The sequence below is a fragment of the Curtobacterium sp. AC268 genome, assembly GCF_979258745.1.
This window is the reverse complement of the sequence record NZ_OZ409878.1, coordinates 1,397,901-1,413,269: the sequence shown is the minus strand read 5'-3', so window position 1 is coordinate 1,413,269 and position 15,369 is coordinate 1,397,901. Positions and strand designations below refer to the sequence as shown.

Genomic DNA, 15,369 nt, shown 5'->3' with positions numbered 1-15,369 from the left:
TTACGACACGGGGTGGACGCCGCGCAAGGGCATCCCGGTGGTTTTGTGTAAGGTCATCGGCACGTCCTCGTCGTCGGAAAGGTGGTTGCCGTGACGCTCGAACGCACCGGTCAGCCGATCCGGATCACCGACGTGGCGGCGCTCGCCGGGGTGTCGATCGGCACCGCGTCGAAGGCGCTGAACGGCACCGGGCAGCTGCGGGACGCCACCCGGCTGCGGGTGAAGGAAGCCGCCGAGAAGCTCGGGTTCGTCGGGGATGCCCGGGCCCGTGCGCTGTCGTCGGGGCGGACCTACACCGTCGGCATGATCACCACCGACTCGTTCGGCCGGTTCTCGATCCCGGTGCTGCTCGGCGCCGAGGACGCCCTGTCCGCCGGGCGGATGGCCGTCCTGCTGTGCGACACCCGCGACGACCACGTGCGCGAGGCCCACTACCTGCGCTCCCTGGCGGCCCGCGGCGTCGACGGCATCATCGTGACCGGCCGTTCCGCCGACGCCCGGCCCCCGATCGACGTGTCGATCCCCGTCGTCTACGCCTTCACGCCCTCGACCGACGACGCCGACGTGTCGATCACCCTCGACGACGCCGCCGGGTCGGCGCTCGTCGCCTCGCACGTGCGCTCGCTCGGGCGGCAGCGGGTGGCGATCGTGACGGGGCCGGCCCGACACCGGTCCGCGGCACGACGGGTGGCAGGTGCCGCGTCGGTCCTCGGGCCGCACCTGGTCACCGACCCGTTGTACGGCGAGTGGTCGGAGCGCTGGGGGCGGCAGGCGGTGGACGTGCTCGCGCGGGAGTCGCCCGACGTCGACGCGATCGTCTGCGGCAGCGACCAGATCGCCCGGGGCGTGTGCGACCGGCTGCGGGAGCTCGGGCGTTCGGTGCCCGGAGACGTCGCGGTCACCGGGTTCGACGACTGGGACGTTATGGCGCTCGCCTCGAGGCCGCCGCTGACCACGGTGGACCTGCGGCTCGAGGAGCTCGGACGCGTCGCGGGGCAGGCGCTCCTCGCCCTGATCGACGGCGGGACGGCGTCGTCGGCGGCCGTGACCCCGTCGCTCGTCATCCGCGAGAGCACCGTCGGCGCCTAGGGCGGTCACGACACCCCGTCCGCCGTGGTCGGGCGGTCACGACACCCCGTCCGCGGTGGTCGGGCGGTCACGACTCGTCGCTCGGCGCACCTCCAGCCGACAGTTCGTGACCGCGCGGTGGGGAGACCTCGTCCGCCGTGGTCGGGGGTCAGGACACCCCGTCCGCCGTGGTCGGGCGGTCACGACTCGTCGCTCGGCGCACCTCCAACCGACAGTTCGTGACCGCGCGGCGAGGAGGCAGCGGGGTGTCGTGACCATCCCCGGCGCCGCGGTTCGGGGTGTCGTGGGTTCGGCGGGCCGGTGGTCGGTCACTTGCGTGGGTGCGGGGTGGCCCGTGGTCGGGACTTGCGCGGGTGCGGGGTGGCCCGTGGTCGGGACTTGCGCGGGTGTGGGGCTGCGGTGGTCGCACGTCGTCGTCGCCCCTCGTTCGCCGCACGGTCACGACCCGTCGTGCGTGCGACGTCGAGTGGTCAGGAACGGTCGGCCACCGATGCGCTGGACGACGTTTCGTGACCGGTGGGGGGAACTGAGCGGGGTGTTTCGACCGGTGGGGCCGGCGGGAGGGCGGAGGAGCGGGGCGGGCGGGGGCGACCGGACGAGCCGGACTGGCGGGCGGGCGGCGCGCCGCGGCGTTGCGTGAGTGAGCGCTCACGTGCCAGGATGTGAGCGCTCACTGGGGACGACGAGGTTCTGGAGGAACGCATGGGTGACGACCGCCGACAGCGGATCGTGGACGGCCGCACCACACTGGGGATCGAGCTCGGCTCCACCCGCATCAAGGCCTGCCTGGTGGACGAGGACCTCGTGCCCATCGCGGCCGGTTCCCACGAGTGGGAGAACGAGTACGTCGACGGCCGCTGGACCTACTCGCTCGAGGCCGTCGAGACCGGACTCCAGGCCGCGTACGCCGCCCTGGTGGCCGATGTCGAGATGCAGTACGGCCTCACTCCCACCACGTACCGCGCCGTGGGCGTGAGTGCGATGATGCACGGCTACCTGGCGTTCGACGCCGCGGGCGAGCTGCTCGTGCCGTTCCGCACCTGGCGCAACACCTCCACCGGCCCCGCGGCCGAACGGCTCAGCGAGGCCCTCGGGTTCAACATCCCGCTGCGGTGGTCGATCGCCCACCTGTACCAGGCGGTCCTCGACGACGAGCCGCACGTGGCCGAGATCGCCGGTGTCACGACCCTGGCGGGCTACGTGCACCGACGCCTGACCGGGCGGAACGTCCTGGGCGTCGGTGACGCGAGCGGCATGTTCCCCATCGAGGGCGGCCCCGTCGACAGCGGCCCCGGAGACCCGGGCGCGAAGGACTTCGACCACGCCATGCTCGCCACCGCGCAGGACCTGATCGGCGTGCCGGACCTGCGGTCCCTGCTGCCCGAGGTCCTCGTCGCCGGCGCGGACGCCGGTGAGCTGACCCCCGAGGGCGCGACCTGGCTCGACCCGACCGGCACGCTCGAACCCGGCGCACCGCTCTGCCCGCCCGAGGGCGACGCCGGAACCGGCATGGTCGCGACGAACGCCGTCGCCCCGCGCACCGGCAACGTCAGCGTCGGCACGAGCATCTTCGCGATGGTCGTGCTCGAGCAGCCGCTGACCACCGCGCACGAGGAACTCGACGTCGTCACCACCCCGGCCGGCGATGCCGTGGCGATGGTGCACTGCAACAACGGCGCGAGCGAGATCGCGAGCTGGGCCCGGGTGTTCGGACGCTTCGCCGAGGCCTCGAGCGAGCGGACCGGCGCGACGCCGATCGGCGCGACGCCGATCGGCATCGACGACGTCTACGCCACCCTGCTCGCCGAGGCCGTCGCCGACGGCACCGACCCCGACGCCGGCGGCCTGCTCTCCTTCAACTACCTGGCCGGCGAACCCGTCACCCACGTCGAGGACGGCCGGCCCCTGCTGCTCCGCACCCCCGGCGCACGCTTCACGCTCGGCAACCTGGTGCGCTCCGAGGTGCACGGCGCGTTCGCGACCCTGGCCATCGGCATGGACGTCCTGCACGGCGAACAGGTGCAGGTCGACCGCATGACCGCGCACGGCGGGCTGTTCCGCACGCCCGGCAGCCCGCAGCGGCTCCTCGCGGCGGCGTTGCGCGTGCCGATCGCGCTCGAGGAGACCGCGGGCGAAGGCGGTGCGTGGGGGATCGCCGTCCTGGCCGCCTACCTCGAGCACACCGACCAGCAGCTCGCCGACTACCTGTCCGACACCGTGTTCGGCGGGGACGCCGTGCACGTGGCCGAACCCGAGCCGGCGGACGTCGCCGGGTTCCAGAGGTACCTGGAGCGCTACCGGGCCGCACTGCCCGTGCAGGACGTCGCCGCGGCGGCGACCCGCCCCAGCGCGACCACCGACGGCGGCGAGCCGACGACGGCAGCCGGGCCGGGCCTCCAGGCCGACACGACCGAGACGACCCAGAAGGAAGTGACCCGATGACGGACGCGATCGACGAGACCACACGCCAGGCGGTGGCGACGACGCGGGAGCGCGTCGCGCGCCTGCACGGCGAACTCGTCCGCTACGGCCTCGTGATCTGGACCGGCGGCAACGTCTCCGAGCGCGTGCCCGGCACGGACCTGTTCGTCATCAAGCCGAGCGGGGTGTCGAGCGACGACCTGACGCCCGAGAACCAGGTCGTCTGCACCCTCGACGGCGTGCCGGCCGAGGGCTGGGGCAACGAGCACGGCCCGTCCAGCGACACCGCCGCGCACGCCTACGTGTACCGGAACATGCCCGAGGTCGGCGGTGTCGTGCACACCCACTCGACGTACGCCACCGCCTGGGCCGCCCGCGCCGAGGCGATCCCGTGCGTGATCACGGCGATGGCGGACGAGTTCGGCGGACCCATCCCGGTCGGCCCGTTCGCGATCATCGGCGACGACTCGATCGGTCACGGGATCGTCGACACCCTGAGCGGCCACCGCAGCCGCGCGGTCCTGATGCAGAACCACGGCGTCTTCACGATCGGCAAGGACGCGAAGGACGCCGTCAAGGCGGCCGTGATGTGCGAGGACGTCGCACGGACCGTCCACATCTCGCGGCAGCTCGGCGATGCGGTGCCGATCCCCGAAGCAGACATCGATCGACTCTTCGATCGCTACCAGAACGTCTACGGACAGAACCCCGAAGGAGCCATGCGATGACGCAGGACACCACCGTCGACCCCCAGGAAACGCTCGACAGCTACGAGGTCTGGTTCCTCACCGGCTCCCAGGGGCTCTACGGCGAGGAGACCCTGCGCCAGGTCGAGGAGCAGAGCAGGGCCGTCCACGCGGAACTCGCCGGGCACCTGCCGGTGAAGCTGGTCTGGAAGCCCGTGCTCAAGGACGCCGACGGCATCCGCCGGGCGCTCATCGAGGCAAGCGCCGACGACAGGGTCATCGGGGTCACCACGTGGATGCACACGTTCAGCCCGGCCAAGATGTGGATCGGCGGCCTGCAGGCGCTGACCAAGCCGCTGCTGCACCTGCACACGCAGGCGAACGTCACGCTGCCCTGGGCGGACATCGACTTCGACTTCATGAACCTCAACCAGGCCGCGCACGGCGACCGTGAGTTCGGCTACGCCCTGGCCCGCCTCGGCGTCCGGCACGCCACGGCCGTCGGCCACGTCTCGGACCCCCGCGTCCAGCAGCGGGTCGCGAACTGGACCCGTGCCGCCGCCGGCGCCGCGGCCGTCCGTGAGCTGAAGTTGACCCGCTTCGGCGACAACATGCGCTACGTCGCCGTGACCGAGGGCGACAAGACCGAGGCCGAGATCGAGCTCGGCGTGCAGGTCAACACGTGGGCCGTCAACGAGCTCGCGGCAGCGGTGGACGCCGCAGCAGCGGACACGGCAGCGGTCGACGCACTCGTGGCGACGTACGAGCGCGACTACGACGTGGACCCGTCACTCCGCAGCGCCGGCGGCGAACGGCACGCCGCGCTCCGCGACGGTGCCGCCATCGAGATCGGCCTCCGCACCCTGCTCGCGCAGAACGGCAGCGCCGCGTTCACCACGAACTTCGAGGACCTCGGCTCGCTCAAGCAGCTGCCGGGCCTGGCCGTGCAGCGACTGATGGCCGACGGCTACGGCTTCGGTGCCGAGGGCGATTGGAAGACGGCGGTCCTGGTCCGCGCGATGAACGTCGCCGGTGCCGGCCTGCCCGGTGGTGCCTCCCTGATGGAGGACTACACGTACGACCTCACCCCGGGCGCCGAGAAGATCCTCGGGGCGCACATGCTCGAGGTCTCGCCGACGCTCACCACCACGAAGCCGACGCTCGAGATCCACCCCCTCGGCATCGGCGGCAAGGACGACCCGGTCCGCCTGGTCTTCACCGCCGACTCCGGCGAGGCCGTCGTCGTCGCGCTGTCCGACACCCGCGACGGCTTCCGCCTCACCGCCAACGTCGTCGACGTCGTGCCCCCGACCGAGGCCCTGCCGAAGCTGCCCGTGGGCCGCGCGGTCTGGGAGCCCCGGCCGTCGTTCCCCGTCGCCGCCGAGGCCTGGCTCACCGCCGGCGCCGCCCACCACACCGTGATGACGACGGCGGTCGGCCTGCAGGTCGTCGAGGACTTCGCGACCATGGTCGGTACCGAGTTCCTGGTCATCGACGAGCACACCACCGCACGCGGGTTCCGCGACGAGCTGCGTCTCCAGCAGACGTGGCACCGTCTGGACCGCGGCTTCTAGAGGAGTCAGGACCCACGATGGACGACGTGATCGCGGCCGAGCGCACCCGCACCAACTGGGCGGGCAACGTCGCCTACCGCGCCTCGGCGCTGGCCCGGCCGACGTCGGTGGCCGAGCTCCAGCAGCTCGTCGCCTCGACGCCGCGCCTGACGGCGCTCGGCTCGCGACACTCGTTCAACACCATCGCCGACACCGATGCCGTCCAGGTCGCGTTGTCGGACCTGCCGCCCGTGCTCGACATCGACACGTCGCGTCGCGTCGTGCGGGTCGCGGCCGGCATGACGCACAGCCAGGTCGCGGCCGGTCTGGAGGCCCGTGGCTGGGCACTGGGGAACCTCGCGTCCCTGCCGCACATCTCCACGGCCGGGGCCGTCGCCACGGGCACGCACGGCTCCGGTGTGCGGAACCCGTCGCTCGCGCAGGCGGTGGTCGGCCTCGACGTCGTCCGCGCCTCCGGTGAACTCGTGCACGTCGACGCCTCGTCGCCCGACGGGCTGCTCGACGCCCACCGGGTGGGGATCGGTGCGCTCGGCGTCGTCACCGCGGTGGAGCTCGCGATCGAGCCGACGTTCCAGGTCGCCACGACGGTGCACCTCGACCTTCCGTGGGACGCCGTCGCCGCGCAGTTCGACCGGGTGATGTCCGACGCGTACTCGGTGTCGATGTTCACGTCGTTCGACGACCGCGGTGCCCGGCAGGTCTGGGTCAAGCACCGCGTCGACGAGGTCGCACCGACCGTCGACCTCGTCGCCCTGGGCGCCCGAGCGGCATCGGGTCCGGTGCACCCGGGCGAGAACGACCCTGCCGGGGTCACCGAGCAGGGCGGCGTGCCGGGGCCGTGGTCGGAGCGGCTGCCGCACTTCCGGTCCTCGTTCACCCCGTCGACCGGGGCCGAGATCCAGGCGGAGTACCTGATCCCCGCAGCCTCCGCGGTGGAGGCGCTCGAGGCGCTCCGACCGCTGGCGTCGCTGTTCGCCCCGATCCTCATCGCCGCCGAGGTCCGCACCATCGCGGCCGACACCGCCTGGCTCGCGCCGTCGTCCGGTCGGCAGTCGGTCGGCCTGCACTTCACGTTCCGCCGCGACGCCGCCGCCGTGGCCGCGGCGGTCGCCCGGATCGAGGACGTGCTCGAGCCCTTCGACCCGCGGCCGCACTGGGGCAAGGTCTCCGCCGCGAGTGCCGAGCGGCTGCACGAGGCGTACCCGCGGCTGTCCGACTTCGCCGCACTCGCCCGGGACCTCGACCCCACGGGGCGGTTCCGGAACGCGTTCCTCGCGCGCATCCTGTCCTGACGCGGGCGGGGGAGACATCGCGCCGCCCCCGCCCGAGTCGATCATTCCGTGCGGGCCCCGTCGATCTGGAGCTCGATGAAGCCTCTGCCAGCGCGGGAAACCGACGAGGCACGACGATGAGCGCGTGCAAACGGCACGTCGACAGTGCCTGACCACACCGGCGGTCCCACCCGTTCACCAGCACCGGCGAGCACGGACATGATCACCCGCCACTCGCCGCTCTCGACCAGGCGCTTGTGCCAGGCCCAGATGGTCTGCCACGGACCGAACGCCGCCGGCAGCTGTCGCCAAGCGATGCCGGTTCGATGCCGGTAGACGATTCCTTCGACGACTCGTCGACCGTCCGCGAACGGCCGCCCTTTCTGCCCGGTGTGATGTGGAAGTCGATCAGCGATGAGCTTCCACTGCCTGTCGGACAGCAGTTGGTAACGCCACATAGTGAGTCCCTTTCAATCTCTTGCGGACCCACGCCCCCTCCCCCGGAACCAGCGGACATCAACGTCGATGACAGGTTCAACGATCGTTGCCTTCGGTTCGTGCAGAAGGCGTCGGTCCCCCCTTGTGTGCAATTACGAGACATGAATCTTTGCCGATTTCAAGGCTCGCAAACGTCGAGAGCAAGTCTCGGCGCTCCGACACTAATACATGTCTATGCGGTGGATTCGCGGACGGTTGAAGCCTTGTCTCGTAAACGTTGACCGGTGGTCGGGGTCAGTGTTTAATTCTTTTCACCGGCCGAATAGGGCGGTCGGCGGATCACTGGGAGGAGGGAAACCAATGGAGACCAAGAATGACTTCGCGGACATCGAGTTCGTCGAGACCGACTCTGAGCTCATCGCTATGTCGGCTTACGTGAACATCGTCTGAGGCTCAGGCTGAAGGCATAGAGGCTGGGTGGCGGGGGAAATCTTCGTCACCCAGCCTCGAACTGCGGTCCCGTCGACCGCGTATTCGGAACACATCCAACGAGGAGTGGAAGATGATCGAGATTGAGGACCTGACCGGCGACTTCGCCGACTTCCTCGCGGAGACGTTCAACCGTAAGCCGCAGTTCCGGGAGCGTGCGCTGCCGAACGTTGCCGAGGACCTCATGGGAGTCGAGGACTTCGACGACCTGTTGCACTCTGAAACCATCAAGTTCCCGTACTTCAAGATCAACCTGAACGGACAGGGCGTCCCTGAGCAGGGCTACACCAGGGACATCGTGGTCCAGGGTGAGACGCAGACGCGCGTCGTTGACCCCGAGAAGGCTGCTGCGCTGTACCGCGCAGGTGGCACGTTGACCTGGGCTTCGATCAACCACTACAACTCGAAGGTGCGGGCGTTCACTCGGATGGTCGCCGAGCACATGTGTGTCCGGGTGGACGCAGTGGGCTTCATGACGCCGGCTGGGAAGAAGGGCTACCCTGCCCACCACGACGGTGTCGACCTCTTCATCGTGCAGCTCAGCGGGTCGAAACGGTGGCGTCTCTGGGACGTCGCGGACGACCGTCGCGCCGAGAGCGCCTCCTACGACGAGGACAAGTTGGGCGCACCGGTCATCGATCGCGAGCTCAAGGCCGGCGACGTGCTGTACCTCCCGTACGGTACGCCGCACCAGGCGATGGCTCTCGACGAGCCTTCGCTGCATCTCTCGGTCATGATGCGCCCGAGGATGTGGCGTCATCTGCTCGAAGACCTCGTGTCGGATGCATTGGATTCGATCGGCGCGATGGAGTATCCGCCGCTTGCTAAAGTGGCTGATGGCGTCATTGTCGACGAGTTCCGCGGAACCATTGATGCGCTCCTGGATGAACTCCGTTCGGTCGATGTTGCGGAGGCTTGGGAAAACGCTCGAGAACATGGTCGTCACCTTCTTGGAGGCTCGGCCGGAAACGTGCTCGCAAACAGCGTTCGAGAGAGCTCGCTGACATCGCAGACGCTCCTGCGGAGAAATTCCCGAGACGCTTCATTCTCAGCCATGACCGACGGCCGAACGATGCTGGAGTCAGGCGGCTTGCGTTTTGCACTCGAAACTGCCCTTGCCCGACGTGTCGAGAACATTCCGACGGGAACAGACGTCGTGCCCTCCGAATTGATCGGGGACGATGCTTCCCCGGAACGTGTTGCCGCTCTTACTAAAGCGCTCGTCCGGCTCGGCGCCTTCGAGCCTGTGCAAGGCTGAGCCCGCCGTGGACCGGAACTGGGTGGACGACGTCCACGCTGCAATCGTCGAGCGTGGCTCGAGCGAGGCGTGCCTCCTCGTCGGCATCGCTGACCATGAGTTGCACGGACTGCCCGGAGCAGAGCAGATCGACGAGGTCTTGGCGTTGCGTGCGCTGAATCCCGCCACGGTACGCATGGTCAGGGGCGGGGCTCCGGTACCCGCACAGGCGTACCTGCGTCATCAGAAGGGTTACCAGGTGGTGACCGCGGTTGACCCTGCAGCGGTCGGGGAGCTCATGCGCACGGGGGCGACCCTCTCGGTGAACGACTTGCACCACATCGAGCCGCGTTCCGCGGCGATCGTCGCGGCCGTCGAGGAGGCGTTCGGCACGTCGGCCGAAGCAGTGCTGTTCGTGACGCCCGCGGGGAACGCTGGATTCCGTCCTCATGCAGATGCGTCCGACGTCGTGGTGCTGCAGACCGTGGGCACGAAGGACTGGCGCGTGTGGGCCCGGCCAGGGGGTCCGTCGCGAACCGTGAGCACGACGTCGCTGAGCTCGGTTGTCCAGCTCTCGAGGTCACCCTGGAGCCCGGTGACGTCCTCTACCTGCCCGCCGGAACGCCCCACGCCGCGTCTGCGACACAGGAGCTCAGCATGCACCTGTCGTTCGGGCTCGCTGCCGAGCCCAGGCTCGGGTGGATCCGAGCAGAATTCAGCGACCTGCTCGCGGATGCTGTCACTACACCGATGGCCACACGGCTTGCTGCGCTGGAATCGGAGATGGTTGCGGCGGTCCGACCTGCTCCGTCCACCCTCGGTCGCGTCGTCGGTTCGCTGGCGGGCCTCGCACGCGCGGACGTGCTCACCGGCCACTCTGTGGTGCGTACCCGGGTAGGCGTGCTCGAGGTCGTCGAGCGGACGTCCGGAGCAACTTCCAGGGTCAAGGCGAACGGGGTCACGATGGACGTCCCGCTGGACGTCGTCGAGTTGTTGCTCTCGGACCGGGCATCGACCCGTGGATTCTGTGCGAACGACCTCCCGGTACCCACCGGAGGCCTGCCGACGAAGGTCCGACTGCTGAAGCAGCTCCACAGAGTCGGGATCGTCGAGTGATGTCGATCGATGCACGTCCGGGCGTGACGTTGGCGGCTTGGCGGACAGTTGACGACCCGGCGGCGGTGGGGCACGCGAGATCGGGCGCACATGTGCTCGCGCTCGTGAATGACCGTTGGGAGGCGAGTCACGCTGCGATGAGTCGTCCGCTCAACGAGACTCTGCGTTTCGCGATCGAGGACGAATGGACAGGGCTGTGGGCCGCGCGGCCGCGCCGTGCGGAGCCCGCCCTCGAACGCCTGGCAGAGCTCTTCACCGATGCGTTCGACGTCGACCGCGAGCGACGCGTCATCCGAGGACTCGTGGCCGATCTGGATCGCGGAGGCGACCCACTTCGCGCCGCGGTGGCCCGGGTGGTCGCGGGCTGGGGCGGGCCCGCGACGGTCGTCGGCCGCGTGAAGCACAGCAGTGGCAGCAGTGGGGCCTCAGCTCTCCAGGTCACCGCGGCCGGACTTCCGTTCCCACTGAGCTGGTACAGCGGCAGCACGCTCCGTGCGGAGTACATCGACCACATGGTGTTCCTCGCCAGCTCTTGTGGAGTCGAGCTGCCCGGCGTGTCGGCGTCGGCGAGCTACGATCTCGACCGCGCGACCGTCCGAGCACGGACCGTCGATTCAGATACCACTTCCGGCATGGTCGTGATCGGTGGTCGGTTCGGCGCCATGCTCGCCGAGGCGCTCGGGAGTGTTGTCGTCGCGCCCTCGAACGACGCTGCTGCCCTCGTCGCGTGGGGAGCCGCTCGCGAGACGGACCAGGCCGCTTGGCTGACCGGCAGGACGCTCTACGAGCTCGGCCCCTACGTGTCCGAAGACGTCCTCGTCCGGAACTCGGCGTTCTTCGCCGGCCGCGTCCTGGGAAGGGTTCGCGCGCGCCCTCGTGAGGATCGGCTCGCGTCGCTGTTGAAGACGGTTTTCCCGCGGGGTACGGACAACTTCTACCGCACGTACTCGCGCAACCTCGGCAAACTCCGGACGGCTCGGGGCATGACGCAGCGCGTCGCGACCGCGGCGCGGCACGACGCGGTCGTCGAAGAGCTGCTGGACGCCGCGGGCCTGGCGAGGTTGCGCGACGTCCGCTTCGAATTCGGCGATGACGTCGGTGCCGCCGTCTCGTCCCCGACCGAGCACAACGCCTCGTCCGTCATCGCGAATGTCGCGGGAGCTGCGGAGCGCCGGCGGGCGGCGCTGTGCGGGGCATCTCCGCCGACCGAACATCTCCGCGCGTTCTCGACGAGCGTCTCGTACCGGAACAGCACGAACAGCGTCACCTTCCCCGTCGCGATGCTGAGCTACCCGATGCTCGGTGAAGGTGAAGCCGACCTCGGTGACTACGCGTACTTCGGTGGCGTCGTCGGGCACGAACTCGCGCACGCCATCGTTCCCCGTGAACCCGCCGAGGTCGACCGCTGGTGCCGGCAGATCGGGATCGACCGCGCACTCGACGCGGAACGTCCCGACCGGTCTTACACCCTGCAGGAACGTCGCGAACTCCTGTGTGACGCACTCGGCTTCCGATGGGCGGTCGTCGCTGCCCGGGAGGACCTCTCCGGCGGTGGCGTCACGCGCTTGCAAACCCTCCGGTTCCTGAGCCTGTGGGCCACCCGGTTCCGCGGCAGTGCGCGTCACGACGGCCGCGGCTCGCTGGAGGTGGGTATCCACCCGTCACCGGCCCTCCGCTGCGGCGTGGCACTCGCCATTGCATCCAACGTCGACTTGAAAGGAAACAATGTCGCACAGCACTTCGCTGCGCGGTGACGTCGCTCGCACCCGCTCTTCGATGATCCTCACCGCCGCGATCAGCATGCGGGCGCTCTCGTTCTTCGGAGATCTCCTCGCTGCGACGGCCATCACGCTGCTCCTGCAGGAGCGGGGGGAGTCCGCGTACCTCGTGGTGGTGGGCCTGGTCGCCGCGGCGGTTCCGCCGATCGTGCTCGCGCCGCTGAGCGGACGATTGTCCGACCGGGCTCATCCGAAGGTCCTGATCGTCGCAGTGGCGAGTGTGCAGGTCGTCGTACTCCTCGTGATGGCCTCGTCAAGCCAGATCCCGGTTCTGATCGGGGGCATCCTGGTCGTCGCCTCCGGCCTCGCCTTGGTGAACCCGCTCTACAGCTCGCTCCCGCGCAAGCTCGCGCAACCGGGCCAGGTCGCACGCACCTCCGCCGCGTCGCAGACCTCGGTCCAGGTCGCGATGCTCGCGGCGCCGGCGGCAGGTGGCGTCCTGTTCGCGATCGGCGGCATCACCCTCGCGCTCTGCGCGACTGCGTGCTGTTCGCTCATCGTCGGCCTGATCGCCCTGTTCCTCCGCCTGGGGCCAGCCATCACGGGACCACCGTCAACCGGACCGTCAATGACGGAATCGGCCCGTGCCTACTCGGTACTGCGGGACCATGTGCTCCTCACCGTGCTCGCCGCCGCCGGAGCAGTCGTCCTGTTCGTCAGCGCGAACAGCGTCGCGGCGGTGTTCCTGATCCGCGAGACCCTTGGGGGAGATGCACGACAGTTCGGCGTGGTCGAGACGATGTGGGTGGTCGGTGTCGTCGCAGGCGGCCTGCTCGTGACACGGATCGCGCGACGGAACGTAGGGACCGCGCTCGTCACGGCCTTCGCGCTCATGGGTGTCGCGCTCTTCGGGGAGGGGCTCGCACCATCGATCTGGGTCGTCATCGCACTCAACGTGGTTGGAGGGCTCGGGAACGGGGGGATGGCATCGAGCTTGCACATCTTCATCAACACCCGCGTCGACGAGGCCCACGTCGGCCGTGCTTTCGCTGCACTCGGCGCGGTCTCGAATGCGGCTCCGTTCGGCGGGTTCCTCCTAGGCGGAGTGTTGTTGCAGGTGCTCGACCCGCGCGGCACCTACATCGTCATCGGTGCAGCGGCGCTCCTGGTGACGGTCTGCGCGAGTGTGATCCTGCGCCGGACCGGGCCGGCGCGAGCGGGGAGTAGCAATGCCTGAGCGCGCCCGTGAGCCATTCGTGCGCCTCGACGACTGGCGGTGTGGCGACCGAGCACTCGTGGTGGCGATGCACCGCGACGCCGACGTGATGCGGTACCTCGGCGGCCCGATGAGCGCTGCACGGACACACCAAGCAATCGATGGGTGGATGCGTGAGCTCGCCTGTACCGGATCAGGACTCCGCCCTGTCCGCAGCGCCGAGGACGAGCTGGTCGGCCTGGCCGGGGTTGCGCACACGACCTGGACCTCCGACGGCGAGCACCTGGAGATTGCTTGGCGCCTCGCGCGTGAGCACTGGGGGAATGGCTACGCCACCGCTGCAGGGCGCGCAGTCCTCGCTGAGTGCAGCCCGACCGAGTTGGACGAGATCTCCGCGTTTGTCGCCCTCGACAACGTGGCCAGTCAGCGGGTCGCGGATCGTCTCGGACTCGTCCGCGACAGGTCCTGGAGAGCGCTCCGGACCTACGACACCCAGGCGGAGCCTCGCGGCTACGGCAGATGGGTCCACCATCGGAACAAGGAGCACATCCATGACGACATCGCGGGCTGAGCTGGGCGAGGTGGTGGTGGTCGGCGCGGGAATCGTCGGCCTGACCACCGCACTGACGCTGTTGCGCTCGGGGCAGCGGGTCCGCGTCCTCGACCGGGGCAAGGATCCGAGGAAGACCTTGACCGACCACGGTCTCGGCGCGTCCTGGGCTGGCCTCGGTGCACGGATGTACACGCGGACCGAGGCCGACGTGTACGACGAGTTCTTCGGACTCGACGGTGACGTGGACCAATCCACGATCCCTTGGGGACCAGGTGGCCTCGACTTCAGAGCGCGCTCGCCGAGGTCCCTGACAGGGCGACCTCCCGCGGTTGACCGCCCGTCCGCGGGGGACCGCGCAGCCGCGGTGTACGCGACGACCCTGCGGGCTGGACGGCTCTGGGACGAGCTCCTCGCGTCGCTCCCGAGCGGGCACGAACACCGCAGACACGACATCGTGTTCCGCGGGTACTCGACACGGGCTGCACACCTGCACGCCGTCGAACGGCACCGACGTCTGGGCGACCTCATCCGCGTGGTCGCCGCTGATGAGGTCGGCGACGAGGTACCCGCGCTCAGGGAACGGCATCCCAGGACCGTCGCCGGAGGGATCTGGGTCGATGGTTTCACCGTCGACGTTCACCGGGTGATGCTTTCGATGATCACGGCGATCGTCGCAGCGGGTGGGCAACTCCACTTCGAGACGGTGGTCGAACGTGTACTCAGCCCGGATGGGAATCACCAGCAGCACACCGTGTGTACGCATGACGGTGGCCGCCTGCCCGCACGACACGTCGTCCTCGCGGTCGGTGCTTCTGGTAACCCGCTGGCTCACGCAAGCGGATTCCGCTCCACGGTGACCGGGATGGTCGGTGCCTGGATCGCGCTGCCGGACGTCTACGGCGTGAGGCACTCGATGAAGGTCCGGCGCCCCGGGGCAGCGTGTGAGGACGCGAACATCACGGTCGGGGTGCACGAAGGCCGTCCGGCGCTCCTGGTCGGTTCCGGCTACGGGCACACCGGGGAGGACCCGGACGACGTGGCTCCGGATGCGCTTCGCGCGATGACCGAAGACATCGTCGCGCTGTGCCGCGCGCTGTTCCCGCGGGCCAGCTTACGGGCGAATCTCGCAGAGCAGATCGCGGAGCCGCGATTCTGCGTGCGCCCCTGGACGGCAGACTCCGTGCCGCTCCACGACGTCCGGCGGACAGGATCTGGCTCGGTGCACCTGGTCACTGGCCACAACACCGGCGGATTTGCGATGGCTCCGGCGGTGGCCCTCGACGTCGCGACGTCCCTTGAGACGTCCACTCGTTCGCTTCACGAAATGATCGGTTAACAGCAGATGTTCAGCAGAGACCTCCTCGCAGTCACCCCCCGAATCATGCAGGTCGCCTGCACGAGATCGGGGGCGTGGACTGGATCCCTGGTCCGCCACAACGCGGTCGACCGTGGTCGGTACGAGTTCGAGATCACTCTCCGCGACGTCGCGACTCGTTCTGAGTCGTTGACGATCCGAGGCGCGCAGCTCGGGCAGCTGCGCGTTGTTGGACGGAGCGACAGG

The 15,369-nt window shown here is 69.4% G+C and carries 12 protein-coding genes and 1 pseudogene; 12 read left to right on the top strand and 1 reads right to left on the bottom strand.

The window, feature by feature from the left end; translation table 11 throughout:
- The first annotated feature begins 90 nt into the window (after nucleotides 1-90).
- From ACZZ9K_RS06655 to ACZZ9K_RS06635, 5 genes are all read left to right on the top strand, one after another.
- Nucleotides 91-1,089: a LacI family DNA-binding transcriptional regulator gene (locus ACZZ9K_RS06655; protein ID WP_463443632.1), complete on the top strand. Its 999-nt coding sequence runs from the start codon at nucleotides 91-93 to the stop codon at nucleotides 1,087-1,089.
- 702 nt (nucleotides 1,090-1,791) lie between these two features.
- A complete protein-coding gene (locus ACZZ9K_RS06650) occupies nucleotides 1,792-3,531 on the top strand; it encodes a xylulokinase (RefSeq protein ID WP_463443631.1) in 1,740 nt (579 codons plus the stop codon).
- Nucleotides 3,528-4,238: an L-ribulose-5-phosphate 4-epimerase gene (locus ACZZ9K_RS06645; RefSeq protein ID WP_110862339.1), complete on the top strand. Its 711-nt coding sequence runs from the start codon at nucleotides 3,528-3,530 to the stop codon at nucleotides 4,236-4,238. The genes ACZZ9K_RS06650 and ACZZ9K_RS06645 overlap by 4 nt, the downstream gene beginning before the upstream one ends.
- Complete coding sequence (gene araA / locus ACZZ9K_RS06640) at nucleotides 4,235-5,770, top strand: L-arabinose isomerase (RefSeq protein WP_138804001.1); 1,536 nt, start codon at nucleotides 4,235-4,237, stop codon at nucleotides 5,768-5,770. Before ACZZ9K_RS06645 ends, araA begins: the two co-directional genes overlap by 4 nt.
- A gap of 17 nt (nucleotides 5,771-5,787) precedes the next feature.
- Nucleotides 5,788-7,062 (top strand): D-arabinono-1,4-lactone oxidase, encoded by a 1,275-nt coding sequence (locus tag ACZZ9K_RS06635; RefSeq protein ID WP_463443630.1) that lies wholly within the window; start codon nucleotides 5,788-5,790, stop codon nucleotides 7,060-7,062.
- Between the two features lie 41 nt (nucleotides 7,063-7,103).
- On the opposite strand, the gene ACZZ9K_RS06630 is transcribed toward ACZZ9K_RS06635, so the two are convergent.
- A complete protein-coding gene (locus ACZZ9K_RS06630) occupies nucleotides 7,104-7,499 on the bottom strand; it encodes a transposase (protein WP_463443629.1) in 396 nt (131 codons plus the stop codon).
- Nucleotides 7,500-8,041: 542 nt separating this feature from the next.
- Between ACZZ9K_RS06630 and ACZZ9K_RS06625 the strand changes: the two genes are divergently transcribed.
- From ACZZ9K_RS06625 to ACZZ9K_RS06595, 7 genes and pseudogenes are all read left to right on the top strand, one after another.
- Entirely contained in the window at nucleotides 8,042-9,226 is a 1,185-nt protein-coding gene (locus ACZZ9K_RS06625) for a JmjC domain-containing protein (protein WP_463443628.1), read from the top strand.
- Nucleotides 9,150-9,737 (top strand): annotated as a pseudogene (locus ACZZ9K_RS06620) (JmjC domain-containing protein); the annotation flags it as partial. The gene ACZZ9K_RS06625 and the pseudogene ACZZ9K_RS06620, both read left to right, overlap by 77 nt.
- Entirely contained in the window at nucleotides 9,713-10,321 is a 609-nt protein-coding gene (locus tag ACZZ9K_RS06615) for a JmjC domain-containing protein (RefSeq protein WP_463443627.1), read from the top strand. The pseudogene ACZZ9K_RS06620 and the gene ACZZ9K_RS06615, both read left to right, overlap by 25 nt.
- Nucleotides 10,322-10,458: 137 nt before the next feature.
- A complete protein-coding gene (locus tag ACZZ9K_RS06610; RefSeq protein ID WP_463443626.1) occupies nucleotides 10,459-12,075 on the top strand; it encodes a hypothetical protein in 1,617 nt (538 codons plus the stop codon).
- Entirely contained in the window at nucleotides 12,047-13,276 is a 1,230-nt protein-coding gene (locus ACZZ9K_RS06605) for an MFS transporter (protein WP_463443625.1), read from the top strand. The genes ACZZ9K_RS06610 and ACZZ9K_RS06605 overlap by 29 nt, the downstream gene beginning before the upstream one ends.
- Entirely contained in the window at nucleotides 13,269-13,826 is a 558-nt protein-coding gene (locus ACZZ9K_RS06600) for a GNAT family N-acetyltransferase (protein WP_463443624.1), read from the top strand. The genes ACZZ9K_RS06605 and ACZZ9K_RS06600 overlap by 8 nt, the downstream gene beginning before the upstream one ends.
- Nucleotides 13,807-15,144, top strand: coding sequence for an NAD(P)/FAD-dependent oxidoreductase (locus ACZZ9K_RS06595; RefSeq protein ID WP_463443623.1), 1,338 nt, complete (start codon nucleotides 13,807-13,809; stop codon nucleotides 15,142-15,144). The genes ACZZ9K_RS06600 and ACZZ9K_RS06595 overlap by 20 nt, the downstream gene beginning before the upstream one ends.
- Nucleotides 15,145-15,369: the final 225 nt, after the last annotated feature.